Origin of the sequence: Pseudomonas sp. PD9R (genome assembly GCF_019200975.1) — a bacterium.
Taxonomy (GTDB): Bacteria; Pseudomonadota; Gammaproteobacteria; order Pseudomonadales; family Pseudomonadaceae; genus Aquipseudomonas.
The window spans coordinates 131525-157170 of sequence record NZ_JAHTMR010000013.1 but is presented as its reverse complement, the minus strand read 5'-3'; the positions used below and the strand labels follow the sequence as shown (position 1 = coordinate 157170).

The window sequence follows — 25646 nt, the reverse complement described above, 5'->3', positions numbered from 1 at the left end:
GCAAATCCTTCTTCTGGGAACGGTGTCGTGGCTCGATTCTGGTAGGGGTGCGGGGTGTCGGCAAGGGCGATTTGTCGCAATGGCCGCAATGACTATGAACAGGTCGTTTTCGGCTAACTTGCCCGCAAGGGGAGTGGGCACACTGGCCTCAGCTCGCTTCACGAAGGTTTGGTCACCCTCGCACGGCAGCTCCTCAACAGTACCCTCCTCAGCTCCGATCCTGTCACGGCTTGATCGGGGTTTTTTTTGCCCCTTTGAAAGCAAAAGATCGCAGCCTTCGGCAGTTCCTGCAGGGTTATGTGTACACCTGTAGGCGCTGCCGAAGGCTGCGATCTTTTATTAATGGTCTAGCGTTGCAACACGAGAATGCGCGACAACAACTCATCCCGATCGACATAGCAACCCTGGAAATGGCGGGCCCCGGTGGCGGGATCGAACGCGTTACGCGCGTGCAGGGTGCGGCGGTTGTCGAAGCACCACAACTCACCGGGATTGAGCCGTTGCATCAGCCTGAATCGAGGCTCGCGCGTCATCGCAATAAAGCGCCGATAAGCACGATACAGCTTGGGCATCTGCTCCACCGATGCATCGAACGGTCCACGCAGAAAGTTCGCCATGCGGATTTCCGAGACCTGCCCCAAAGCGTTCAAAGCGATGATCGGCGCAAGGCAGCGATAGTCGCTATGGCGGTCCTTGTTGCGGAACTCCACGGGGATTTCGCAGAGGCTTTTGAACGACTCCGGATCTTCCCGGCGCAAGGCATCGGCGATGGCAAAGCCATCCACAAAAATGCTTTCGCCACCCTCGGCATCATTGACCAGGCAATGCAGAAATTGCAGCCCGGGTTGCAACTCGCGAGTCGGCAAGTCGCTGTGCAGTGGCAGGTTGAAAGCGGTGTAGGCGTTGCTGTCGGCATCAGCCTTGGATTGCACGTTGAACAGCACGCCGAAATTGCTTTCACGGATGAAGGAAATTCGCTGAGCGATCAATTTCAACGAGCCGGGTTCGGTGGGTACGCCTCGTACTTGCGTCAGGCCGATATCACGTACCGCCAGCAGCCACTGCAACAAGGCGTCGTTGTCGTGCATCAGCGTTTGATACTCGAACACCGGCAATGGCAGATCACTGTGCCAGAGCCTGGCTTTGGGTTTGCCTGCCTGGCGCTCGGCACGGGATTCATCGTCATAGGCGTGGGCGCGCAACCAGCCGGGATCGAAGCGACTGAGGTGGCCGTCCTGCCATTGGACGCACAGGCAACCTTGCGCATCGACACTGGTTTCGGCGGGTAACAGGTTTTGCGGGACGTCGACGATTTCCAGCACCTGTTCGCGGGTTACGGTGTAGACGCATTGCGGGCACGGGCAGTTGTCCCGCAGCCATTGATGATGAAAAGGGCTGACGCGATCGTCGGCCCACTTCACCAGCACACGATCCGCCATGGCCTGCACGCCCGTCAGCGCACTGATCAACGGATAAGAACGGAAGTCGGCAAATGCAGCAGCGGTGTTCATGGCGATCTCCTTGTTATTTTTTTGGGGGTAATGCGATCACTCGGCCAATGTACTCGGGGACAGGCAGGTCGACTTGTTCGGCGACGATGGCGTGCAGTTTGCCCAGTGTCACTTCGCTGAAAGGCGCGGAGCGCGGCCCGGCAAGGTCGACGTGCAGCAGCATTTGCTCGTTGCCCGCCAGTTCCTTGTCATCACCGACCCAATGCAGGCTGTGGTAAAGGTGCAGGCGTTTGCTGTCGTGCGCAATGATCCGGGTATGAACTTCGACGTCGGCGTCGAGCTTCACTTCGTGCAGGTAGTTCAGATGCAGTTCCAGGGTGAACAGCGAGTTGCCGCTGGCTTCGCGGTTGTTGCTGTCCATGCCCAGACGATCCATCAGCGCGTCGGTGGCGTAGCTGAAAATGAGCAGGTAGAAGGCATCGCGCAAGTGGCCGTTGTAGTCGACCCAGTCGGGGATGATCCTAGTTTGGTAGGTGGTGAGGGCGGGCATGTCGTCACATCCGAAAATGGTTGAGGTCTGCAGGAGCGAGGCTTGCCCGCGAAGGGGATGTGTCGGCCGCAGAAAATTAGTCGGATGTACCGGCCTCTTCGCGGGCAAGCCTCGCTCCTACAGGGGTTAGCGGTGATTAGTCGGCGAATGCCATTCCATGCTTCTCTTTGGTGGTCTTCACCGCCTCCAACACCGCCAGCAGGCAGTCATCACGATAGCGCTCCAGCGCCGAAATACTGTGTTTGCCCAGTTGATCGCTGGTGCCATCCACCACATCGTCGATCAATTTGTCAGTGAGTTCCGGGGCTGGCAGATAGGTCCACGGCAACTGCAACGCCGGGCCGAACTGCGCCATGAAGTGACGCATTCCCGCATCGCCGCCAGCCAGGGTGTAGGTGAGGAAGGTGCCCATGAACGACCAGCGCAGACCGGCACCAAAACGGATCGCGTCATCGATTTCGCCGGTAGTCGCCACGCCATCGTTAACCAGGTGCAGCGCTTCGCGCCACAGTGCTTCGAGCAAACGGTCGGCGATGAACCCCGGGACTTCCTTGCGTACATGCAGCGGGCGCATGCCGAGGGATTCATAGACTTTCATCGCCGCTTGTACGGCTTCAGGCGCGGTGTTTTTGCCACCGACCACTTCCACCAAGGGCAGCAGATAAACCGGGTTGAACGGGTGACCGACCACGCAACGTTCCGGGTGCGTGGCGCTCTCGTAGAACTCGCTCGGCAACAGGCCGGAGGTGCTGGAACCGATCAGGGCATTGGGCTTCGCCGCAGCACTGATTTTGCTGTGCAGTTCCAGTTTCAGCTCAAGGCGCTCAGGGGCGCTTTCCTGAATGAAGTCCGCATCGCGAACGCATTCTTCGATGGTCGCGACAAAGCGCAAACGGTCTTGCGAAGCACCCGGTGCCAAACCTTGTTTCTCCAACGCGCCCCAGGCATTGGCGACGCGTTTGCGCAGGGCCGCTTCGGCACCGGGCGCCGGGTCCCAGGCCACCACATCGAGGCCGTGGGCGAGGGCACGGGACACCCAGCCGCTGCCGATCACACCGCTGCCCAACGCCGCGAAGGTTTTGATTTCTGTGATAAAGGTCATATCAACTTCCTGAAGAGTGAACCCTGTAGGAGCTGCCGCAGGCTGCGATCTTTTGATCTTGTTTTTAAGAGCAACATCAAAAGATCGCAGCCTGTGGCAGCTCCTACAGGTTTTGTGTTTGGGGTCAGTGGGGTTTGGCCCGGCCCACGAGGTTTGTGTTCGGGTCAGCCGCGCTTGGTCAGGCCCATTTTCTTGCGGCCTTCAGCCGGGGTCAGGACACGGGCACCGAGGCGGCTGAGAATTTCGCCGGCGCGTTCGACCAGTTGGCCGTTGGTCGCCAGTACGCCTTTGTCCAGCCACAGGTTGTCTTCCAGGCCGACGCGAACGTTGCCGCCGAGCAGGACCGCTTGTGCGGCCATCGGCATTTGCATGCGACCGATGCCGAAACCAGCCCAGACCGCATCGGCCGGCAGGTTGTCGACCATGGCTTTCATGGTGGTGGTGTCAGCCGGCGCGCCCCATGGGATGCCCAGGCAGAGCTGGAACAGCGGGTTGTCGAGCAGGCCTTCCTTGATCATCTGCTTGGCGAACCACAGGTGACCGGTGTCGAAAATTTCCAGCTCGGCTTTCACGCCCAGCTCTTGAATGCGTTTGGCACCAGCGCGCAGCTGGGCTGGGGTGGATACGTAAATGGTGTCGCCGTCGCCGAAGTTCAGGGTGCCGCAATCGAGGGTGCAGATTTCCGGCAGCAATTCTTCAACGTGGGCCAGACGAGTCAGCGGGCCAACCAAGTCAGTGTTCGGGCCGAATTCCATCGGATTCTCGCCAGCGCCGATTTCCAGATCGCCGCCCATACCGGCAGTAAGGTTGACGATGATGTCGACGTCGGCCTCACGGATACGCTCCATCACCTCACGGTACAGCGCCACGTCGCGGCTGAACTTGCCGGTTTGCGGGTCGCGAACGTGGCAGTGAACCACGGTGGCACCGGCCTTCGCGGCTTCCACGGCAGCAGCTGCGATTTGTTTCGGGGTGACCGGCACGTGTGGGCTTCTGGCGGTCGTGTCGCCAGCACCGGTGAGTGCGCAGGTGATGATGACGTCGTGGTTCATTTGGCGGTTCCTTACAGGCGAGATTTTTTAGGTATGTCCGGGCGTAACGATCCCGTCCGCAGCCCGGGCGGGCTGCGAATCGGTGGTTCTTTGCAGGTTTACTTGCTGGTCAGTTGCAGGTTGGCAGCAGCCGGTTTGCCGTCGAAGGTGGTCACGCCTTCAAGCCAGCGTTGCTTGTCTTGCGGGTGATCTTTCAGCCATTGCTTGGCAGATTCGAAGGCGTCTTTGTGATCCAGCAACGGCTGCATCATCCGGCTCTCGTCTTCGGCGGTGAATTTCAGGTTGCTGAGCAGACGACCCACGTTCGGGCACTGATCGGCGTATTTCGGCGCGGTGACGGTCCAGACGGTGGCTTTGCCTTCGTTCGGGCCGAGGGCGTCGTCGCTGCCTGTCAGGTAGGTCATCTTCACGTTGACGTTCATTGGGTGCGGCGCCCAGCCGAAGAACACCACGGCTTCGTTGCGACGCACGGCGCGATCCACCGCCGCGAGCATGCCGGCCTCACTGGACTCGACCAGCTGGAACTTGCCAAGGCCGAACTGGTTCTTGGCGATCATTGCCTTGATTTGGGTGTTGGCGCCCGAGCCAGGCTCGATGCCGTAGATTTTGCCGCCCAGTTCTTTCTCGAACTTGGCGATGTCGGCAAAGGTTTTCAGGCCCTTGTCGGCGAGGTAAGTCGGTACGGCGAGGGTGGCGCGGGCGTCTTGCAGGCTTGGTGACTCAAGGACTTTGACCTGGTTGGCGTCGACGAACGGGGTGATGGTCTGGGTCATCAACGGGTTCCAGTAACCCAGGAACATGTCCAGGCGCTGGTCACGGATACCGGCGAAAATGATTTGCTGGGAGGCGCTGGTTTGTTTGGTGCTGTAGCCGAGGCCGTCGAGCAATACCTGGGTCATGGCGCTGGTGGCGATCACGTCGGTCCAGTTCACTACACCCATGCGCACGTTCTGGCACGCGGCGGGTTCGGCGGCCATGACACTGGCGCTCAGGAAAGCGGTACCGCTGAGTGCAAGAACACAGCTGCTGATCAGTCGTTTCATCTCAGGTTTCCTCGGCAGTTCGTTATTGTGAGTTCCGGTGTCTGATGCGCCGGTGATGCCAAGTTACGCAGCTAAGCGGCCATGAAAGCGCACTGCGGCGACCAGCTCTTGCACTGCAGCGACCTGTGCTCTTGAATGCCCGTTGCAAGTGGCGTATCAACGTCCCTACGCTGCCCGCCCTCTCATTACCTAGCCTCTTGTTACCTGCTAAGCGAGTGCGCTCCATGTCCCAGGATTTTTATTTCTTGTTGATGCCGGGTTTCTCGGCCATCGGATTTATCTCGGCCATCGAGCCGTTGCGGGTCGCCAATCGCTTTCGCGGCGAGCTGTATCGCTGGCATGTGCTGAGCGCCGATGGCGGCGCGGTATTGGCCAGTAACGGCATGTCGGTCAACGCCGACGCCGCACTGGAACCGCTGAAAAAAGGCGCGACCTTATTGATAGTCGCCGGCTTCGAACCCCTTAAGTTCGCCACGCCGGCGCTGGAGCACTGGCTGCGACGGCTGGACAACGAAGGCGTGACCCTCGGCGCCATCGACACCGGCAGCTTTATTCTCGCCGAAGCGGGTTTGCTCGACGGCCATCGCCTGACCTTGCACTGGGAAGCCATCGACGCTTTCAAGGAGTCTTATCCACAGCTGAGCGTCACTCAGGAGCTGTTCGAGATCGACCGTCGGCGCATCACCTCAGCGGGCGGCACGGCCTCAATCGATTTAATGCTGGATCTGATCGCCCAGGCCCATGGTCCGGAACTGGCGATTCAGGTCAGCGAACAATTTGTACTCGGGCGCATCCGCCCCCGAAAAGACCACCAACGCATGGAAGTCGCCACGCGCTACGGCATCAGCAACAAGAAGCTGGTGCATGTGATTGGCGAGATGGAGCAGCACAGCGAACCGCCGCTCAGCACGCTGGAGTTGGCGGAATCGATCAAAGTCACCCGGCGTCAGCTCGAACGGCTGTTTCGCCTGCACTTGAATGACACACCGAGCAACTTCTACCTGCGATTGAGGCTGGAGAAGGCGCGGCAGTTGTTGCGTCAGACCGACATGAGCGTGCTGGAAGTGAGCATTGCCTGCGGGTTTGAATCGCCTTCGTATTTCACCCGCAGCTACCGGGCGAAGTACGAGCGGTGCCCGAGAGAAGATCGACGTACTGCTAAGGCATAAAATCAAAAGATCGCAGCCTTCGGCAGCTCCTACATATGGTCCTCTTTAGGAGCTGCCGAAGGCTGCGATCTTTTGGTCTTGGCGGTATTACTTCTTCACCAACGCCGAACAAGCCGCCTTATAAGCCTCATGCTGATACTTGTTCAGCGTCCCCGGCAGCTCGAAATTGTGTTTCTTGCTCTGCGCATTGATCGTCTGCGGCGACAGCAGCGTCACCTCGCAATTCTCCAGCAGCTGGAAAACGCCCTCGATCTTGAACGTCGTCGGTCCACCAGCGAATTCGCCTTTCTTGCTGCGCTTTTTGATCGCGATACGATCAATCGAATTTTCACGTACAAACGACGCAACCTGCGCCGCGAACAGTTTGACGTTGGCCGCCTCGTCGTCATCGTCGAGGGCAATCTTCTTGGTGGCCAGGGCAACGTGGCTCAGCGCCTGACCGTCGAGGGTGGCCACGGCAATAATCGCCTCGCTGCCTTTGATTTCGATGCCGCAGACTTTCATGTTGAATCCCTTTACTGGCTGAATGCGTGCAGCTTACAGCTCAAGTTGAATGGCGCTGATGCCAAAAGCCGCGGCGATTTTTTCGCGAGTGGCCTTGCGCGGTTTGGCGACGGTTTCCTGCTGGGCGAAAGCCGGTTGGGAAATGCCCATCCGTTTGTCCACTTCATCTTGGGTAAGGTTCAAGTGTTCGCGCCATGCGCGGATGGGAGTAGCACCATCGACGATGCGACTGACCACTTCGTGAGGGATCATCATGTTTTTCATCCTTTGCGGTTACTCCTGCCCAATCGACTCCAAAAACTCCGACCGCTCATCACTCATCCGGGCCACGCAATCATTTTGCGCGATGGTGAATGCCTTGCTGCCAGCCGTCGCCGGGAAGGCTTCGACGGCGCAGTCGGCATCGCGGGTTTTCAGCCATTGTTGTTGAGCGGCCTTGAGCTTGGCGGTGATGTCGGCCAGTTGCGACGGGTTTTTGCCGTACTGCGACTGCATGCGTTCGGTCAGGCCCTGGAAATTTTCCTTGAGCAAGTCTTCTGCGGTGGTTTTGCTGTAAGCCGAGCATTCCAGGGTCTGGATGTCGTTTTCGACTTTGTCGCATGGGTTGTCGTCAGATTCTTCCGCCGCGTGCACGCCGGTCGCGATCAGTGCCAATGCCAGGAGGATGGATTTCATTCGGGTCGCCCTACATCAAGAGATGCGCCGAATTCTGGCCCAAGCCGACGGCCTTGAACAGGTCGCTGATTGCACCGGACGACGACCCTTTGTCGCGGATTGACGCTTTCGGCAATTCCCCTGTCGTTTTTGCACCCGGCTGCTCGGGCACCGAGGCATATGCTGGCCCCAAAGCGCCGGCAGACGATTCGGCGCATGAATCGCTAATAAGGGGACAGCCTGATGAGCCCAGCCGAATTGCACGCCGACAGCATCGTTATCGACGGGCTGATTATTGCCAAGTGGAACCGTGAGCTGTTCGAAGACATGCGCAAGGGCGGTCTGACCGCAGCCAACTGCACCGTTTCGGTGTGGGAAGGCTTCCAGGCCACTGTGAACAACATCGCCGCCAGCCAGAAACTGATCCGCGAGAACAGCGACCTGGTGATCCCGGTGCGCACCACCGCCGATATCCGTAAAGCCAAGGAGCAAGGCAAGACCGGCATCCTTTTCGGCTTCCAGAATGCCCACGCTTTCGAAGACCAGATCGGCTACGTCGAGGTGTTCAAGCAGCTGGGCGTCGGTATCGTGCAGATGTGCTACAACACCCAGAACCTGGTCGGCACCGGTTGCTACGAGCGTGACGGCGGCCTGTCGGGCTTCGGTCGCGAAATCGTCGCCGAGATGAACCGCGTCGGCGTCATGTGCGACCTGTCCCATGTTGGCTCGAAGACTTCGGAAGAAGTCATCCTCGAATCCAAAAAACCGGTCTGCTACTCCCACTGCCTGCCGTCGGGTCTGAAGATTCACCCGCGCAACAAGTCCGATGAAGAATTGAAGTTCATTGCCGATCACGGTGGTTTTGTCGGCGTGACCATGTTCGCGCCGTTCCTGGCCAAAGGCATCGATTCGACCATCGACGATTACGCCGAAGCCATCGAATACACCATGAACATCGTGGGCGAAGACGCCATCGGCATCGGCACCGACTTTACCCAGGGTCACGGCCAGGACTTCTTCGAATACCTGACCCACGACAAGGGCTATGCCCGCCGTCTGACCAGCTTCGGCAAGATCATCAACCCGCTGGGCATCCGCACCGTGGGCGAGTTCCCGAACCTGACCGAGACACTGCTCAAGCGCGGCCACTCCGAGCGGGTGGTGCGCAAGATCATGGGCGAGAACTGGGTGAGCGTCCTGAAAGACGTCTGGGGCGAATAAGCCGCCGCACTTCTGAATCCTTTCCCCCGGCCGTCCGCGCCGGGGGCAACACAACGAATTTTCTGGAGTTAAGTTTCCATGGCCAAGATCGCCCCGCAATTGCCTATCGAAGTCGACAGCGAAACCGGTGTCTGGACTTCCGACGCACTGCCGATGCTGTACGTGCCGCGCCATTTCTTCGTCAACAACCACATGGGTATCGAGGAAGTGCTGGGCGCCGATGCCTACGCCGAAATCCTCTACAAGGCCGGCTACAAGTCCGCCTGGCACTGGTGTGAAAAAGAAGCTGAATGCCACGGCCTGGAAGGCGTCGCGGTGTTCGAACACTACATGAAGCGCCTGTCGCAACGCGGCTGGGGCCTGTTCAAGATCCAGGACATCGACCTCGACAAAGGCACTGCCAGCGTCAAGCTCGAACACTCGGCGTTCGTCTACGTGTACGGCAAGGTCGGGCGCAAGGTCGACTACATGTTCACTGGCTGGTTTGCCGGTGCCATGGACCAGATCCTCGCCGCTCGCGGCAGCAAGATCCGCACCGTGGCCGAGCAAGTCTACGGTGGCTCCGAAGAGGGCCACGAAGACGGCTTGTTCACCGTCAAGCCGTTGTAAGTCGAGGAACCCGCCATGGCTTTCGAAGCAATGTTCCAGCCGATCCAGATCGGCAAACTGACCGTCCGTAACCGCGTGCTCAGCACCGCACACGCCGAGGTCTATGCCACCGACGGCGGCATGACCACCGACCGGTACGTCAAGTATTACGAAGAGAAAGCCAAGGGCGGGATCGGCCTGGCGATTTGCGGCGGTTCTTCCAGTGTGGCCATCGACAGCCCGCAAGGCTGGTGGAAATCGGTCAATCTGGCCGATGACCGGATCATCCCGCACTTCCAGAACCTGGCCGATGCCATGCACAAGCATGGCGCCAAGATCATGATTCAGATTACCCACATGGGCCGTCGCTCGCGCTGGGATGGCGAGCATTGGCCAACCTTGCTGTCGCCGTCGGGTATCCGCGAACCGGTACACCGTGCGACCTGCAAAACCATCGAGCCGGAAGAAATCTGGCGGGTGATCGGCAACTACGCCAGCGCCGCCGCGCGGGCCAAGGCCGGTGGCCTGGACGGTGTCGAGCTGTCTGCCGTGCACCAGCACATGATCGACCAGTTCTGGAGCCCACGCGTCAACAAGCGTACCGACGAATGGGGCGGCAGCTTCGAGAACCGCATGCGTTTCGGCCTGGAAGTGTTGAAGGCTGTGCGGGCTGAAGTCGGCCCGGATTTCTGCGTCGGCATTCGTCTGTGCGGCGACGAGTTCCACCCGGACGGTTTGTCCCACGAGGACATGAAACAGATCGCCAAGTATTACGACGACACCGGCATGATCGACTTCATCGGCGTAGTCGGCTCGGGTTGCGACACCCACAACACCCTGGCCAACGTTATTCCCAACATGAGTTATCCACCGGAGCCATTCCTGCACTTGGCGGCCGGCATCAAGGAAGTGGTGAAGGCACCGGTTTTGCACGCGCAGAACATCAAGGACCCGAACCAGGCCACGCGTATTCTGGAAGGCGGTTACGTCGACATGGTCGGCATGACCCGCGCGCACATCGCCGACCCGCACTTGATCGCCAAGATCAAAATGGGCCAGGTTGACCAGATCAAACAATGCGTCGGTGCCAACTACTGCATCGACCGTCAGTACCAGGGGCTGGATGTGCTGTGCATCCAGAACGCCGCGACCTCCCGTGAATACATGGGCGTGCCGCACATCATCGAGAAGTCGACCGGTGTGAAACGCAAGGTTGTCATCGTCGGTGCCGGTCCTGCCGGGATGGAAGCCGCACGCGTGTCTGCCGAACGTGGCCACGACGTGACCCTGTTCGAGAAAAAAGAATTCATCGGTGGGCAAATCACCACCGCTTCGAAAGCCCCGCAACGGGACCAGATCGCCGGTATCACGCGCTGGTTCCAGCTTGAGCTAGCGAGGTTGAAAGTCGACCTGCGCCTGGGCGTGGCGGCCGATGCGGCAACCATTCTCGACCTGCGTCCGGATGTGGTGGTGCTGGCTGTTGGCGGCCATCCATTCCTGGAACAGAACGAACACTGGGGCGCGGCTGAAGGCCTGGTGGTCAGTAGCTGGGACATCCTCGACGGCAAAGTTGCGCCGGGCAAAAACGTGCTGGTCTACGACACCATCTGCGAATTCACCGGCATGTCCACCGCCGACTTCCTGGCTGACAAAGGCAGCCAGGTCGAAATCGTCACCGACGACATCAAGCCAGGCGTGGCGATTGGCGGTACGTCGTTCCCGACCTACTACCGCAGCATGTACCCGAAAGAAGTGATCATGACCGGCGACATGATGCTGGAGAAGGTCTACCGCGAAGGCGACAAGCTGGTGGCGGTGCTGGAAAACGAATACACCGGCGCCAAAGAGGAGCGGGTGGTGGACCAGGTCGTCGTCGAGAACGGCGTGCGTCCGGACGAAGAAATCTACTACGCCCTGAAGGAAGGCTCGCGCAACAAAGGCCAGATGGACATCGAAGCCCTGTTCGCGATCAAGCCGCAACCTTCGTTGAGCACCACGGGTGACGGCTACTTGCTGTTCCGTATCGGTGACTGCGTGGCGCAGCGCAATACCCACGCGGCGATCTACGACGCCCTGCGGCTGTGCAAGGATTTCTAAGCCAGGCTAACCCCCGGTAGTAGCTGCCGAAGGCTGCGATCTTTTGATCTTGATCTTTTAAAAGCAAAAGATCGCAGCCTGCGGCAGCTCCTACACCGACCGTGTTTCTCCAAGATGTACTGGTGGGAGCTTCACCATGTTGAACACCCTTCTTCCAATCCTGTTGTTCGCTGCCCTGGGCCTTGCGGTTCTGGGCGCGTTGCGGCGGGTGGCTATGTGGCGCCGGGGCCGGGCCTCGAAGGTCGACCTGATTGGCGGCCTGTTCGCCATGCCCAAGCGTTACATGGTCGATTTGCACCACGTTGTCGCGCGGGACAAATACATCGCCAACACCCACGTCGCCACAGCGGGTGGTGCGGTAGCGTCCATCGTTCTGGCGGTTCTGGTGCACGGTTTCGGCCTGCATAACCGCTTCCTCGGCTATGCACTGTTGTTGATGACGGCAGTGATGTTCGTTGGTGCGATCTTTGTTTATCTTCGCCGGCGCAATCCACCAGCCCGTTTGTCCAAAGGCCCGTGGATGCGCCTGCCGAAAAGCCTGCTGGCGTTCTCGGCCTCGTTTTTCCTGGTGACCCTGCCGGTGGCGGGCATCCTTCCGGAAAACTTCGGCGGTTGGCTGTTGGCCGTGATCCTCGGGATCGGCGTGCTCTGGGGCGTGTCGGAATTGTTCTTCGGCATGACTTGGGGCGGGCCGATGAAGCACGCCTTCGCCGGTGCCTTGCACCTGGCCTGGCACCGTCGCGCCGAACGCTTTAATGGTGGCCGTTCCACCGGTTTGAAACCGCTGGACCTGAACGACCCAACGGCGCCGCTGGGCGTGGAAAAACCCAAGGATTTCACCTGGAACCAACTGCTCGGCTTCGACGCCTGCGTGCAGTGCGGCAAATGTGAAGCCGCGTGCCCGGCGTTTGCCGCCGGCCAGCCGCTGAACCCGAAAAAACTGATTCAAGACATGGTGGTCGGCCTCGCGGGCGGCACCGACGCCAAGTTCGCTGGCAGCCCTTATCCAGGCAAAGCCATTGGCGAACACGCCGGCAATCCGCATCAGCCGATCGTCAACGGTCTGGTCGACGCCGAAACCCTGTGGTCGTGCACCACCTGCCGCGCTTGTGTCGAGGAATGCCCGATGATGATCGAGCACGTCGATGCCATCGTCGACATGCGTCGCCATCTGACCCTGGAAAAAGGCGCGACCCCGAACAAGGGTGCCGAGGTCCTGGAAAACCTGATCGCCACCGACAACCCGGGCGGCTTCGCACCGGGCGGGCGGATGAACTGGGCGGCGGATTTGAACCTCAATCTGCTCAGCGAAAAGAAATCCACCGACGTGCTGTTCTGGGTTGGCGACGGTGCTTTCGACATGCGCAACCAGCGCACCCTGCGTGCCTTCGTCAAAGTGCTGAAAGCCGCGAAAATCGACTTTGCCGTGCTCGGACTCGAAGAACGCGACAGCGGCGACGTGGCCCGACGCCTGGGCGACGAAGCGACCTTCCAGTTGTTGGCCAAACGCAACATCCAGACCCTGGCCAAGTACAACTTCAACCGCATCGTCACCTGCGACCCGCACAGCTTCCACGTGCTGAAAAACGAATACGGTGCCTTCGACGGCAACTACCTCGTGCAGCACCACAGCACCTACATGGCGGAAATCATCGGTGCCGGCGCGCTGAATCTCGGTCAGCACAAAGGCAGCAGCGTGACCTATCACGACCCTTGCTACCTCGGTCGCTACAACGGCGAATACGAGGCGCCGCGCGAGGTACTGCGCGCCCTCGGGATCGAGGTCAAGGAAATGCAACGCTCCGGTTTCCGCTCGCGCTGCTGCGGCGGCGGTGGCGGGGCGCCGATCACCGACATCCCGGGCAAGCAACGGATCCCCGACATGCGCATGGAAGACATCCGCGAGACCGGTGCAGAGTTGGTGGCCGTGGGTTGCCCGCAGTGCACCGCGATGCTCGAAGGTGTGGTCGAACCGCGACCGCTGATCAAGGACATCGCCGAACTGGTGGCAGACGCATTGCTCGAAGACCAGGCCCCGAGCAAACCAGCCGCGCCGGCGCAACGTGAACCTGCGGAGGCCCACTGATGAGCGACATTATCCGCCGCGACCCCCGCGCCGAATGGATTGCCCGCAACCGCCTGCACCCGCTGCATGCGGCCATGCAACCGGCGCAACACAGCTGGATGGGACCTAACGGTGTCATCCGCAAGAACCTGCACGGTATCGGCTTCATCGGCCCCAACGGTATCAAGCGTATTGACCGCAGCGGCGCTCAACAGGGCGGGGCGACCAAACGCTCGGCCGCCGTTGAAGTGCAATTGCCGCTGCATCAAGTGCCAACGCCGGCGTTCTACATCAGCGTCGTGCCGGACATGGTCGGCGGCCGCTTGAGCAGCCACGACCGTGACCTGCTGGGCCTCGCGCATCAATTGGCCGGCAAGGACGGCGCGGTGTTGGCCGTGGTCTTCGGCGAACACAAAGAAAACGCCTTTGCTACGGCAGGCGTTGATCGCTTGCTGGTACTGGATGGCGACGAGTTCAGCGGTTATGCACCGGAACAACGGGTCCAGGGCCTGCGGGCTGTGGATAACCAGTTCAACCCGCGTCACTGGTTGCTGCCGGACAGCCGCAGTGGTGGCGGTGAACTCGGTCGACGCTTTGCCGCCGCGCTCGGCGAACGCCCGGCCACGCGGGTCTGGCAGGTCAAGGATCAAGAGTGCATCGGCCGCGCCGGTGCGGGGTTGCAAGACTTGGCCCGTCCGGTTGCGCGCTTGATTCTGGCCGCTGTCGAATGTGCCGAGCCGGTCAGCGAAACCCGTCATGAAGCCCTGCCGGTAGAGTTATCCACAACCGTCGCGCGCAGTCTGTCGCGCATCGAAGATCTGGGCGCGGTGGCGGTGGACCCAGCGGCGATTCCGATGGCCGAAGCCGAGTTCATCTTCTCCGGCGGCAACGGGGTCAAGGATTGGGGACTTTTCCACAGGACCGCCGAAGCCCTCGGTGCCACCGAAGGCGCGTCCCGGGTGGCAGTGGACGATGGCTTCATGGCCCGCGACCGCCAAGTCGGGGCATCCGGCACCTGGGTCACCGCACGGGTCTACGTGGCCGTGGGGATTTCCGGCGCGATCCAGCACCTGCAAGGCATCGGTGCCTGCGACAAGGTGGTGGCGATCAACCTCGACCCTGGCTGCGACATGATCAAACGCGCCGACCTGTCGGTGATCGGCGAGAGTGCGGAGATTCTTCAAGCCTTGATCGAAGCGGTAGAGGCTTATCGCAACGAAGCCAAGCGCGATGCGGCTTAAGGGAAGGAAAGGATCATGAGCACGAAAATCATCAGCTTGGTGTCCATCGGCGCCCACCCGACTTCTGGCCGGCCACGGCGTGCCGAACAGGACGCGCGTGCGGTGGAACTGGGCCTGCAACTGGCGGGGGATAACTTGCAGGTCTTGCATGCCGGCGACGTTGCCGAGCCTGCCTTGCGCGCTTATCTGGGCATGGGACTTGCGCAGTTGCACGTGTTGGAACAGCCGGAAGGCGCCGACGCGCTGCCGGCGTTGACCGCGTATTTGCGCGATGCGGGAGCCCAAGTGGTATTGACCGGCAGTCAGGCGGAAACCGGTGAAGGCTCGGGGATGTTGCCTTTCCTGCTGGCGGAAAGCCTGGGCTGGCCGCTGGTGGTGGGGCTGGCGCAAGTCGAGTCGATCGACGGCGGTTCGGCGTTGGTGCTGCAAGCGTTGCCGCGCGGTCAGCGCCGTCGCTTGAAGGTCCGCTTGCCGTTTCTGGCGACTGTGGATAACGCCGCGCCAAAACCTCGGCAGAGCGCCTACGGCCCTGCTCGGCGCGGGGTGTTGCAGGCTGATGAAGTAGAAGTCGTCGACGATGAACTGTTGGCGGTCGCCACCCTGCAACCGGCCAAGCCACGGCCAAAACGCCTGAAAGTGATCAAGGCCAAGAGCGGTGCCGACCGGATGAAAGCCGCGACGGCCAAGGCCAGCGGTGGCGGCGGGCAAGTGCTCAAGGGCGTCACGGCACAGGCGGGGGCTGAAGCCATCCTCAAGTTGCTGATTGAAGAAGGTGTAGTCCGCTAACGCCGAATGTAGGAGCTGCCGAAGGCTGCGATCTTTTGATTTTGTTTTTCAAGATCAAGATCAAAAGATCGCAGCCTTCGGCAGCTCCTACATGGCCGGATCGTCGTTGGCCCCCACAAGGAAAAATAATGACAGTTGAATTTCGTTCCGCAGTGCGCGCGGATGCGCGTGAGATTGCGCGTTTGTTTCAGATTTCGTCAGAGGGCGCTTCGGATTACATCTGGAGCCAGATAGCCGAGCCCGGCCAGGATCTGCTGGACGTGGGCGCAGCCCGGTATGCCCGTGATGGTGTGGATTTCTCCTACGAGAACTGCCTCATTGCCGAAGTCGATGGCCACGTCATCGGCATGATGCACAGCTACGTCATGCGCCATGACCCGCTGGCAGAGCCCACGACCGACCCAGTCCTGGTGCCCTATGCCGACATGGAAATCCCCGACACGCTCTACATCTCCAGCCTGGCGCTGCATGAGGGTTGGCGCAATCAGGGTCTGGGTAAGCAGTTCCTCGCCCACGCTCACGACCGTGCCAGCCAGTTGAGCCTCAAGGGGTTGAGCCTGATCGACTATGCCGTCAATACCGGCGCCCGCCGGTTTTACGAGCGCCACGGCTTCCGGATCGTTGACACCTGCCAGATCACGCCACACCCGATGATCCGGGTGACGGGTGATGCCTACCTGATGCAATGGCCCTAGTGGGCTACATTTCTCATAAGTGGGCCTGAATTACATTAATGGACGACCTAGCAGATCTTCAGTAGTTTGCTGAATCTGTTAGTCATTTTCCGTTTTCTCACCAACAAAGCTCCATTGTTTACGATCTGCCTTGCCATGCCGCTTCGGTTTTCCAGACTATTCATAATGTCTGAAGCCAGTTGTATGTCATTTTTAATAAGATTTGTCCGAAATCATAGCTTGTGCGAAATAGGAGTTATAACGTCAGACGATTTTGTATTGCGTGTAAGTTATTTCCTACTTGCAAATCCGGAGGCTAAGCTATTTGTAGGAAAACATCTGGGTTTTTTGACTGATTTCTATTTTATTCTTTTGTATCAATGAGTTGTCATTGGCTTCAAAATGTTCAGATTGTTTATTTTCGCTCTTTGATCGTGTGTTACACCACGGGCGGGTGTTTTCAAGGTTCTTGTTGGTCCGCGTTTCTTGGAGTATATCTATATTACGAGCATTTATCTGGCTACAGCTTTATTCAATATGAAACGCTTCCAGCAGGTAGCGGGGTAGCCTTCGGCTGTGGCTTGATAAGCGATAATTGCTCCGTCATCAGATTAATAATTTACAGGAAGTAAATAATGAGCAATGGAATAGCGCTGCCACCTATAGTAACTACTGCAATAGCACCTGCGCATAGTCCTATGCCAGTTGGGGCTCCTTGGCCCGCGCCGAATCCGGCAATTGTGGCTGCCGCTCAGCAAACCGAGCGAAACGGCCATTATAGTGAAGGGTTGTGGCGGGAAATGATCATAAGGATCACTAACGAACAAAAGGCTTATATTACAAATGGCGCGATCACAGGGGGCTTTACTGCCGCCTTTGCTCGCGACATGGTGACAATGCCATTCGCTGATAACTATATTTGTTTAAATCCCCATATGTCCCCGGCACAGGCGTTAAATTATGCATCGCGTCATGTAACAGCTCCAGGTCAATCACCCACGAGGTTTTCCGGTGGCGTACTGACTCCGGTTGCAGCTTTGGGGCACTTTCTTTTGGGTAAGGGCGTCTCTGCGGAAACAGATATCAACAGTTTGGGCTTAAACTTGTCTAGCACTCCAATTCCGATGCTACAAGCCGCATTAGCGACTGCGCCGGTAGGTCGGACTTCGATTCTCTTAAATAAGGTGCCTTACAATACATCTTCGGACTCCTGGATGACTGCATCATGGTTGGGGAATATTACTCTAAAGATCGAAGGAGCAGTTATCAAGCAAGAGAACGGAAGCCTGGTCTTTTCGGGAGGGGCGAGGGCCTATAACGATATATATGATGCGAATCCCAGTACGTTTCGAAGTGCGGTAGGAGAAAATGCTACTAGCGTTCTATCCGCAGTTGAAAAACACCTGAATGCGACGCCATATGAAATTGCAATCAAGGGCACAAATTTAATTTTTATTTCCCAGTAGTAGTCAGTGAGAGGCTGTAAATATGTCGGTCGCTGGTTGTTGTAGTCAGTCCGGCAGCTGTAGTTAAATATATTTGTTGGCCGCGCTTGGACTGGCGGCCAACACAATCTGGAGTGACAATCTATGCATCGGTATTATCTGTGGATAGCAGTTTTGTTTTTTATTGGCGCTTGGTTCTGCTTATTTTCTGTTGGAATTAAAATTCCAGAGAATCCGAATGATCTTTCTGATACGAGGGGTTTGCCGGCTGTAATGATTTATGCGGTTGCATTGCAAGTAATAGGCGTTGTAGCTATTTTTTTTACAGGCTTGGGAGCCATAGCCATCCTAAAGCTAAAACATTATTCGCTTGGCATGCATAGAATAATTTTCTTTTCGTCAAATCTCCTTCTTTTGTTAACTTCATTTTTTGGGATTTTTATAATTTTTTCTTTTGTTCTCGATACCGTTTTGGGAATGGCTGGCGTCATTCTTTATGTCGGTGTAATAGGTTTAACTCTCAGCTCCACCCCAAGACGTAATGGGTCATGAATTTGAAGTTTATTTTAGCCCTGAATGGCTTGAGCCTGATCGACTACACCGTGAAAACTGGCACCCGCCGGTTTTACGAGCGCCACGGCTTCCGGATCGTTGACACCTGCCAGATCACGCCACACCCGATGATTCGGGTGACGGGTGACGCCTACCTCATGCAATGGCCCTAGTGAGCTACATTTTCCTATGAGCTGCCCTGGGTGACAGCAATGGGTTGAACATGAAGGCGGTCAGTCGGTGTGAGACATGTCTGATCGATGGCGCGAAGTTGAAATCGTCGTTGATCCTTTCTGGAGTTTGTCTGTGTTTCGCCACGAGCGCGATGGCGGAGATTGCGCACGCAGGGCCTGATTTTAATCGATGGATGGAATCTGAGCAGGGACAAAAAGCTTCCTTGGCGCAGTTGAAGCAGCAGTGCGACAAGGTATTGGACGCGGATAAAAACCTCAGTTGTTCCGTGTCCGTCCTGGCGCGTATGTTCGAAGCCAAAGCTGCCAATCAACTTCCTGACTACTACCTGGCGATCAAGCGTAAGCATGCTCAAGCCATTGCGAGTGACCCTGAGCTCAACGCCCTGTTTTCCATGTTCGGCAACGAATCCATCGCGACTCTGAGGGCCGTCGGCGATTTCTCGATGACAAGAACCAAACGGCACGAAATGCTGCCGATTCATCCCTATTCCAATGACAGTCATGTGACCGACGAAGTGCTGCCCTACATCGATGTCAAAGCGGCCAGAGGTGTTTCGTCCCGATTCATTGTGGACACCGGCGCGCCGCAAACCCGGGTCAACAGCGAAACCGCGAAGCTGATGGGCATCAAGTTATTAACCGACTCTCACTATGGCTACAGCACGTTTTATGGTGAACACGACCTGTCGGCCAAACTCGGGATCTTTGAGTCTTTAAAGATAGGCGGGAGCGAATTCAGGAACGTCCTGGTGTTTGTCAGTGACCGGGATAATTTATTAGGGCTGGATTTGATCGGTAAGCTGGGGCGCCTGACGATCACGAAGAAAACCCTGGAAGTGAACTCCGAACCCTCCGAGCGGTGTGATTCGCGCATTACCTATGCGCGCATGGACCTTAATCAACGACTGACCATTGCCGCGCGGCTTGATCGCCGGGCGACGCTGGCGATTATTGATACAGGTAATGCTGATTACCTGACGTCGGCCACGCCGGGCAACACACCCATCAATGTCTTCAAGAAGCCGCACTACCTCACTTTCAAGGGTGAGTTGAGCCTGTCAGAAAATACCAGGTGGATCACCTACAGGTTCTACCCGGACTACACGATTCCTCCGTCCATGTTGCTGGGCCAGTACGTGCCTTCGATTTTGCTCGGATGGCGTGCATTCAATGACTATGAGTTGAACCTGGATATCGACTCGGATAGATCGTGTTTTAACAGGCGCTGATCGTGGTTACCCACAATCCCTGTTAGCGCTTCTGTGGATAACATGTTCGCCCTTCGCTAGACCCCATGCAAATCAAGCCCTGCAAGCCTTCGTACAAAAAATAACCAGCCTAACATACGGTTTTTTCGAGCTTTTTCCTAAGGATAAGTTTGCTTGAGTGCCAATACTTGCCCCCAATCTCTGTTGGCGCTTCTGTGGATAAGATGTTTGCTGTCCGCTGCAGGCCTTATAAAACGGGCCTATTAGCTTGTCGGTTAAAAAACGATCAATTCGTCGTTTTAACCGGATAAACCCTGCGCAAAGCTTGATTTATCGCGGCTTGAGGTGGTTTTCCACAGATACGCCGAAGTTGCCCCCAAAGTCTGTTGGCGCTTCTGTGGATAAGGTGTTCGCCATCCGCTGCAAGCCATATAAAACGTGGCTTTCAAGCTATCGATCAAAAAACGACCAATTACCGTTTGAAACCCTTGTTCTGGATAAGTCACGGATTTTCTTCGGTTTCTTTGGAGGAAATTTTGCGTAAATTCACACTTGTCCCCATTTGCTGTGGGTGGAGGTGTGGATAACTTGTTTGCGAAAGGCTGGGAGCCACGCCGGGCATAGCGCTGAACGAGATAGATCATATTTCGTACAGTTCTAAGATTGGGGGGCTTGCGAATAAAAAGATCGCAGCCTGCGGCAGCTCCTACAGGTGACCATGTAGGAGCTGCCGCAAGCTGCGATCTTTTGATCTTGCCTTGCTTAACCGCTAACCGGCACGCCCTTAAGGTACGGCGCAGGCTCGGCCCCGAGGTTGTTCAGCAGACGCTCGCTGTACCAATCCACAAAATTCACCACACCGAACTCATAGGTCTTGGAGTAAGGCCCTGGCTGGTACGCCGTGGAGTTGATGCCGCGCTGGTTTTCTTCGGCCAGGCGGCGGTCCTGGTCGTTGGTGGCATCCCAGACCTTGCGCATGCGCTCAACGTCGTAGTCCACGCCTTCCACTGCATCCTTGTGGACGATCCACTTGGTGGTGACCATGGTTTCCTGAGCGCTGATCGGCCACACGGTGAACACGATGATGTGGTCGCCCATGCAGTGGTTCCACGAGTGCGGCAGGTGCAGGATGCGCATCGAGCCCAGGTCCGGGTTCTTGATGCGACCCATGAGCTTGGCGCAGCCCTGTTTGCCGTCCAGGGTCATCGACACGGTGCCCTTGAGCAGCGGCATGCGCACGATACGGTTACGCAGGCCGAAGCTGGCGTGGGCGTAAGGGATTTTTTCGGCTTCCCAGGCAGCGGCGGAGGCGGCGACGTGGTCCTTGAACGCCTGGTCGGCGCGCGGGTCGGTGACGTCGTCCCACTCCAGCAGGGTTTTCAGCAGTTCCGGGTGCGATGCATTGCAGTGGTAGCACTCGCGGTTGTTTTCCAGCACCAGTTTCCAGTTGGCCTTTTCCATCAAGGTGGTGGTAATCGCCACCTTGGTGTTCTCCATGTCGTACGGTTCCATGTAATGGTTCAGCGTCGACAGGAAGTCATCAATGGCTGGCGGGTTCTCCGACAGGCTGATGAAGATGTAGCCGCCCGCGGTCTTCACGTTCACCGGTTTGAGGCCGTACTGCTTCATGTCGAAGTCGTCGCCCATCTCGCTGCCGGCGAACAGCAGGCGACCGTCGAGTTCGTAGGTCCACTGGTGATAGTGGCAGACCAGTTTGGCGACCTTGCCTTTTTCACTGGTGCACAGACGCGAGCCACGGTGGCGGCAGACGTTATGGAACGCGTGCACCACACCTTCGGCGCCTCGGATCACGATGATCGGGTTCTTGCCGATCTGCAGCGTCAGGTAGTTGCCCTTGGTCGGGATCTCGCAAGTCATGCCGGCGATCAACCACTCTTTCTGGAAAATCTCCTGCATGTCGATATCAAACAGGCGCTCGTCAGAGTAAAACGGCTGCGGCAGCGAGAAGGTGCGCTCGCGCTCTTGCAGCATCTGGGCGGTGGCCTTGCGTGCGGGTTCCAGCGGATCGCCCAGGCTCAGGGTAGTAGTGACGTCCATCGTTTAATCCTCAAGGCCATTCTGTGTGGCCGGCGAAAGTGGCTAATCAGGTGTGCTGCTAAAGAGTGCTACGCAAGGTGTAAAGAATGTGTCTTGGTATGGGGCGAGTGTGGGGCCGGCGCGGGCCAGAACCTTATCCATGGGCGACATGGTGCAATCTGTTCCCGACGCGCAACCCCCGGTAGTTGGGGGCTGGTCGCGATAAGCATGTGAATGTCGCAGATAGGTAAATGGGTGGTTCGCGCTATACGCAGAATCGCCAACATGAAGGCCGACAGTCGGCCGTGGAGATCAGCATGTCCAACAGCTTCCTGAACCCGGTAACAACACAGACCTGGGCCAATGGTCGGCACATCGTCCGTTGCGTCAAAGTCATCCAGGAAACCTGGGATGTGCGCACCTTCTGCTTTATGGCCGATCAGCCGATCATGTTCTTCTTCAAACCGGGGCAGTTTGTCACCCTGGAGCTGGAGATCGAAGGCCAGCCGATCATGCGCTCGTACACCATTTCCAGCTCGCCGTCGGTGCCGTACAGCTTTTCGGTAACGATCAAGCGTGTGCCGGGGGGCAAGGTCTCCAACTGGTTGCACGACACCCTGCACGAAGGCCAGGAGCTGGCGGTGCACGGGCCGGTCGGGTTGTTCAACGCCATGGACTTCACCGCGCCGAAGGTGCTTTACCTCAGCGGCGGCGTCGGCATCACGCCGGTCATGTCCATGGCGCGCTGGTTCTACGACACCAACGGCAATGTCGACATGGTGTTTATCCACAGCGCCCGCTCGCCTAAAGACATCATTTACCACCGTGAACTGGAACACATGGCGTCGCGGATCGACAACTTCAGCCTGCACCTGATTTGCGAGAAGCACGGTATGGGTGAGCCCTGGGCCGGTTATCGCGGTTACTTGAACCACAGAATGCTTGAATTGATGGCACCGGACTTCCTTGACCGTGAAGTGTTCTGCTGCGGCCCGACGCCGTACATGACCGCGGTCAAACGCTTGCTGGAAGCCGCTGGCTTCGACATGTCGCGTTACCACGAAGAGTCTTTCGGTGCGACCCCGCCAGAGGCGCGCGCCGACGCCGTGGAACACGCCGAGCAGGCGGCAGACGCACCGGAAGTCGACCTGGCGGATTTGCATCAAGTGGAATTCACCGCCTCCGGCAAGAGCATCCGCGTGGCACCGGGCGAGACCGTCCACGCCGCGGCAGCCAAGGTTGGATTGATGATCCCGAAAGCCTGCGGCATGGGCATTTGCGGCACCTGCAAAGTGCTGAAGCTGGGCGGCGAAGTGGAAATGGAACACAACGGCGGGATTACCGAAGAAGATGAAGCCGAAGGGTTTATTTTGTCGTGCTGCAGCGTGCCGAAGGGCGACGTGCGCATCGAGTTTTGAGAGCCGTCTTTAGGCATTGGCCGATCTCCCCCACACAGGGGAGATCGAATGGGGATTAATAGTTGGTTTAAATTAGTTCTAACGTGGCGAATAAGCCAAAGCCCATGAATATAAAGCCAGAAAATTTTCTGGTATCTATGCAGTGTAAGTAGTGTGCGGTTGAAGTTGGGAGGGGAACTCTGAATATTTTTTTTGCTTAATTTGCCTTGGTAAATGTAGATTGCGGGATTGAAGGGTGCCGAAAACTTTCCCCATCATATATATTCGCCCCCATGGCTCTTCGTGCGACAGCATTATAATTCGGCTGGAAATTGAACTATTTGTCAGGTTGTTTAATATTGTTCCGGTTTTCGTTTTGGCGACGTATAACATAATTCCAATCAGGATGAAGATACCTGCGAAATCTACAATGATAAAAATATAATTTCTGAAGTGCGAAGGGTCATCTAACAACCTCATATACTATCTCTGCGAACTCTTCATCGCCCTGTTCGCCGATAACGCCTCCTGCGTAGGCCCCAACTCCTGCTACTAGAGCACCGCAAAGGACAGTGCCGAGTCCTCCTTGTCGGCACGCCAACCCCACGAAAATTGTAGATTTGTCATCTTCCGTTTCCGTTTCGGGAGTCCGTCCCGTCCGAATAGTATTTATGTCGGTGAAATTTCAATAAAGTAAGCCGGACTCCGCAATCGCAATAAGTATTGCAAGCATCGTAAATAGACCCCACACGATCCACTGCAAAGTGGCCAGCTTCTGCTTGAGGCTTGGCGGGAAGTTACGTAGATCCTCAGTGTTTACGCCTCCATGTTTAAGATAAATTCCCGGAAAGGTAACGATTCCGGAAATAGCCCCCACCAATAAAAATTTCCCCAATGGACCTCCGTGTTTCAGCGGTGCGCGTTTTGTTACTGCAGAACAGTTTTTAAGATGCTCCAACATCACATCTAGTTTGGTGTATGCCAAGTGCGTGCTGACTCCAATAAAAATAAGTAATCCTAAAATTACGAGTCCGCACAGAAGGCCAGTCAGTGATTCAGCAGGTGTCATCTTGAATGCTCATAGATAAGTTCAGCGGCTATTTCCCCGCCCTTACTACCTAAGAATCCGCCTCCAAAGGCCCCGACTCCCACTACAACGAGTCCGCAAGCCAGTATTGAGCCACCGCCGGTAGGTACGCTTAGTCCTAAACATATCGAACCAGCTACGGGGCCGCCTAGCATCCATCCCGCTGCGGCACCTCCGGCAATTCTGCCAATAAAACTCCCCCCTTCCGTGAATTTAACCTTTTCACAGGCTTCAGCGCTGCCCTCTGCACACACGCCCTGGACTTTAATAACGGAGGCGGAACCGCCGACAGCCGTGCCGATCCAGCCGCCGTACTTGATGTACTTAGCTGCTTTTGCGACGCCTTCAATGTGCGTGGCATAGCCCGGAATCTGGCCTGCCGCCCCGGCCTTCCTCCAGCGATGCACCAAGTTCGGAGTGGCGATGCCTAGTGCAGTTTTCAGGTTTGGATGATCGGGGAAGCCAATTCCTTTTTTGGTTAGCGTAGTGAGTTGAATAGCTGGGCCTCCAGTTTTTCAGCGGTGGTGCTCTTGGGGACGATGTAGAAGCCTGGTTGCTCTGGTTCGGGGATGGGCGCTGGCCAGTGCTCGCGGGGGAAGAATTTTAAATCGGGCACAGGGTGCGGCGAGGAGGCTGGCCGGATTGCGTTGGGTGTGTTGGCGGCATTGGTTTTGAGATTTTGCGCCTGAACATGTCGCAGCAAGTGCCGGGGAGCCGGATTTAATCCTGGTTGCGTCAGCCTTGAAGTCGGCACTCTTTCAATCGAGTCGGTTATTGCGGTCTGGCCTTCGCGCTTGATGGCTTGCGATTGGATCAACAAGTTGCGCTGCTCTTGCACAAGTGCCTGTATGCCTTGTTCCGGGGTTTTATGGCCTTGCGCAACATCGTCGGCGACCCGCTTGGCGTAACGGGCTACATCCTGATTGAACTGCATGCGTGCTATGCCATGTGGCAGATGGCGTGCACTGAGGGTGTGGGCTTGCGCGATCAGTTTTTCTGCAGCGCTGTTGACGTCCCAGATGTCATAACGGTTGGGGGTCATCCCTCTTCGCCCCACGAACTGTAGCCGCTGGTTCCTGCTGCGTGGTGGGTCCAGGTGATATCACGATAGCGAATGGCGAGATGCTCTTGAGGTTCTGCATCGTTTTTCAAAACCGCGTGAGGCACTTCAAGTGTCAAGTCAACAATGACCCCGCCACTGATCGAAACGGAGTAAAACTTTTCCTGCTGACCAGCGGAAGACACACGATAGAAACGAAGCGTGCAGTCGATTTCTTCTCTGTTTGATAGTGCCTGGGCTAGTAGCGGTGAGGATTTGTCGACGGCTTTGGTGAGGATGATCGGGCTGTGTGTCGATCGACTGATGTTGCCGATATTGGACATGTTGTGGCTGTAAGACAGCAGCATGATTTCATCGGTGTGCGCGGCTTGAAACTTGTTGCCGATAGACGCTGGGGTTGAGCAGCCGGCTGAGATGAGTCCTTGAACTTTGCCGGTGATGGTCATGTAGCCAGGTTCGCCATAAGTAA

Annotated in this window: 24 protein-coding genes and 2 pseudogenes; 13 read left to right on the top strand and 13 right to left on the bottom strand. The window is 57.3% G+C overall.

What is annotated here, in order from left to right:
• Positions 1–347: 347 nt before the first annotated feature.
• The 5 genes from KUF73_RS23175 to KUF73_RS23155 form a co-directional block, all read right to left on the bottom strand.
• Positions 348–1511 (bottom strand): gamma-butyrobetaine dioxygenase, encoded by a 1164-nt coding sequence (locus tag KUF73_RS23175; protein ID WP_218440337.1) that lies wholly within the window; start codon positions 1509–1511, stop codon positions 348–350.
• 13 nt (positions 1512–1524) lie between these two features.
• Positions 1525–2001, bottom strand: coding sequence for a thioesterase family protein (locus tag KUF73_RS23170; protein ID WP_218440336.1), 477 nt, complete (start codon positions 1999–2001; stop codon positions 1525–1527).
• A gap of 136 nt (positions 2002–2137) precedes the next feature.
• Positions 2138–3103, bottom strand: coding sequence for an L-carnitine dehydrogenase (locus KUF73_RS23165; protein WP_218440335.1), 966 nt, complete (start codon positions 3101–3103; stop codon positions 2138–2140).
• 164 nt (positions 3104–3267) lie between these two features.
• Positions 3268–4155 (bottom strand): 3-keto-5-aminohexanoate cleavage protein, encoded by an 888-nt coding sequence (locus KUF73_RS23160; RefSeq protein ID WP_218440334.1) that lies wholly within the window; start codon positions 4153–4155, stop codon positions 3268–3270.
• Positions 4156–4253: 98 nt separating this feature from the next.
• Positions 4254–5198, bottom strand: coding sequence for a choline ABC transporter substrate-binding protein (locus KUF73_RS23155; RefSeq protein WP_218440333.1), 945 nt, complete (start codon positions 5196–5198; stop codon positions 4254–4256).
• 224 nt (positions 5199–5422) lie between these two features.
• On the opposite strand from KUF73_RS23155, the gene KUF73_RS23150 reads away from it, so the two are divergent.
• The gene (locus KUF73_RS23150) at positions 5423–6367 is read left to right on the top strand and encodes a GlxA family transcriptional regulator (protein ID WP_218440332.1); all 945 of its coding nucleotides are present in this window, start codon (positions 5423–5425) and stop codon (positions 6365–6367) included.
• Between the two features lie 87 nt (positions 6368–6454).
• Here KUF73_RS23150 and KUF73_RS23145 read toward each other — a convergent pair whose 3' ends face one another.
• The 3 genes and pseudogenes from KUF73_RS23145 to KUF73_RS23135 all read right to left on the bottom strand — a co-directional run bounded on the left by KUF73_RS23145 (position 6455) and on the right by KUF73_RS23135 (position 7546).
• Positions 6455–6871 carry a DUF3010 family protein gene (locus KUF73_RS23145; protein ID WP_218440331.1) on the bottom strand — a complete coding sequence of 139 codons (417 nt, stop codon included), beginning with the start codon at positions 6869–6871 and terminating at the stop codon, positions 6455–6457.
• A 33-nt stretch (positions 6872–6904) separates the two neighbouring features.
• Positions 6905–7123, bottom strand: a pseudogene (locus KUF73_RS23140) (helix-turn-helix domain-containing protein); the annotation flags it as partial.
• Between the two features lie 21 nt (positions 7124–7144).
• On the bottom strand, positions 7145–7546 hold the full coding sequence (locus KUF73_RS23135) for a lysozyme inhibitor LprI family protein (protein ID WP_218440330.1): 402 nt from the start codon (positions 7544–7546) through the stop codon (positions 7145–7147).
• Between the two features lie 222 nt (positions 7547–7768).
• Between KUF73_RS23135 and KUF73_RS23130 the strand changes: the two genes are divergently transcribed.
• The 11 genes and pseudogenes from KUF73_RS23130 (at position 7769) to KUF73_RS23080 (ending at position 19617) form a co-directional block, all read left to right on the top strand.
• The gene (locus KUF73_RS23130; RefSeq protein ID WP_128874053.1) at positions 7769–8746 is read left to right on the top strand and encodes a dipeptidase; all 978 of its coding nucleotides are present in this window, start codon (positions 7769–7771) and stop codon (positions 8744–8746) included.
• Positions 8747–8824: 78 nt separating this feature from the next.
• Positions 8825–9355 carry a DUF5943 domain-containing protein gene (locus KUF73_RS23125; RefSeq protein WP_060542338.1) on the top strand — a complete coding sequence of 177 codons (531 nt, stop codon included), beginning with the start codon at positions 8825–8827 and terminating at the stop codon, positions 9353–9355.
• Positions 9356–9370: 15 nt separating this feature from the next.
• Entirely contained in the window at positions 9371–11431 is a 2061-nt protein-coding gene (dgcA, locus tag KUF73_RS23120; RefSeq protein WP_218440329.1) for a dimethylglycine demethylation protein DgcA, read from the top strand.
• Between the two features lie 136 nt (positions 11432–11567).
• Positions 11568–13517, top strand: coding sequence for a dimethylglycine demethylation protein DgcB (gene dgcB / locus KUF73_RS23115; RefSeq protein ID WP_218440328.1), 1950 nt, complete (start codon positions 11568–11570; stop codon positions 13515–13517).
• Positions 13517–14737 (top strand): electron transfer flavoprotein subunit alpha/FixB family protein, encoded by a 1221-nt coding sequence (locus tag KUF73_RS23110; protein WP_218440327.1) that lies wholly within the window; start codon positions 13517–13519, stop codon positions 14735–14737. Before dgcB ends, KUF73_RS23110 begins: the two co-directional genes overlap by 1 nt.
• A gap of 15 nt (positions 14738–14752) precedes the next feature.
• Positions 14753–15523 carry an electron transfer flavoprotein subunit beta gene (locus KUF73_RS23105; protein ID WP_218440326.1) on the top strand — a complete coding sequence of 257 codons (771 nt, stop codon included), beginning with the start codon at positions 14753–14755 and terminating at the stop codon, positions 15521–15523.
• A gap of 128 nt (positions 15524–15651) precedes the next feature.
• Positions 15652–16218, top strand: a complete 567-nt coding sequence (locus tag KUF73_RS23100) for a GNAT family N-acetyltransferase (protein ID WP_218440325.1) — start codon at positions 15652–15654, stop codon at positions 16216–16218.
• Between the two features lie 614 nt (positions 16219–16832).
• Positions 16833–17663, top strand: a complete 831-nt coding sequence (locus tag KUF73_RS23095; protein WP_218440324.1) for a lipid II-degrading bacteriocin — start codon at positions 16833–16835, stop codon at positions 17661–17663.
• A 123-nt stretch (positions 17664–17786) separates the two neighbouring features.
• On the top strand, positions 17787–18194 hold the full coding sequence (locus KUF73_RS23090; protein WP_218440323.1) for a hypothetical protein: 408 nt from the start codon (positions 17787–17789) through the stop codon (positions 18192–18194).
• A 14-nt stretch (positions 18195–18208) separates the two neighbouring features.
• A pseudogene (locus KUF73_RS23085) lies at positions 18209–18367 on the top strand (GNAT family N-acetyltransferase); the annotation flags it as partial.
• 152 nt (positions 18368–18519) lie between these two features.
• A complete protein-coding gene (locus KUF73_RS23080) occupies positions 18520–19617 on the top strand; it encodes a retropepsin-like aspartic protease (RefSeq protein WP_371135543.1) in 1098 nt (365 codons plus the stop codon).
• A 278-nt stretch (positions 19618–19895) separates the two neighbouring features.
• On the opposite strand, the gene KUF73_RS23075 is transcribed toward KUF73_RS23080, so the two are convergent.
• Positions 19896–20102, bottom strand: a complete 207-nt coding sequence (locus KUF73_RS23075) for a hypothetical protein (RefSeq protein WP_218440321.1) — start codon at positions 20100–20102, stop codon at positions 19896–19898.
• A gap of 256 nt (positions 20103–20358) precedes the next feature.
• Positions 20359–21654 carry a glycine-betaine demethylase subunit GbcA gene (gbcA, locus tag KUF73_RS23070; RefSeq protein WP_218440320.1) on the bottom strand — a complete coding sequence of 432 codons (1296 nt, stop codon included), beginning with the start codon at positions 21652–21654 and terminating at the stop codon, positions 20359–20361.
• 296 nt (positions 21655–21950) lie between these two features.
• On the opposite strand from gbcA, the gene gbcB reads away from it, so the two are divergent.
• On the top strand, positions 21951–23051 hold the full coding sequence (gene gbcB / locus KUF73_RS23065) for a glycine-betaine demethylase subunit GbcB (protein WP_218440319.1): 1101 nt from the start codon (positions 21951–21953) through the stop codon (positions 23049–23051).
• A gap of 664 nt (positions 23052–23715) precedes the next feature.
• Here gbcB and KUF73_RS23060 read toward each other — a convergent pair.
• From KUF73_RS23060 to KUF73_RS23050, 3 genes are all read right to left on the bottom strand, one after another.
• On the bottom strand, positions 23716–24099 hold the full coding sequence (locus KUF73_RS23060; RefSeq protein ID WP_218440318.1) for a hypothetical protein: 384 nt from the start codon (positions 24097–24099) through the stop codon (positions 23716–23718).
• Positions 24100–24595: 496 nt separating this feature from the next.
• Entirely contained in the window at positions 24596–25159 is a 564-nt protein-coding gene (locus KUF73_RS31465; RefSeq protein ID WP_256345675.1) for a hypothetical protein, read from the bottom strand.
• Complete coding sequence (locus tag KUF73_RS23050) at positions 25156–25623, bottom strand: Hcp family type VI secretion system effector (RefSeq protein ID WP_218440317.1); 468 nt, start codon at positions 25621–25623, stop codon at positions 25156–25158. Before KUF73_RS23050 ends, KUF73_RS31465 begins: the two co-directional genes overlap by 4 nt.
• Positions 25624–25646: the final 23 nt, after the last annotated feature.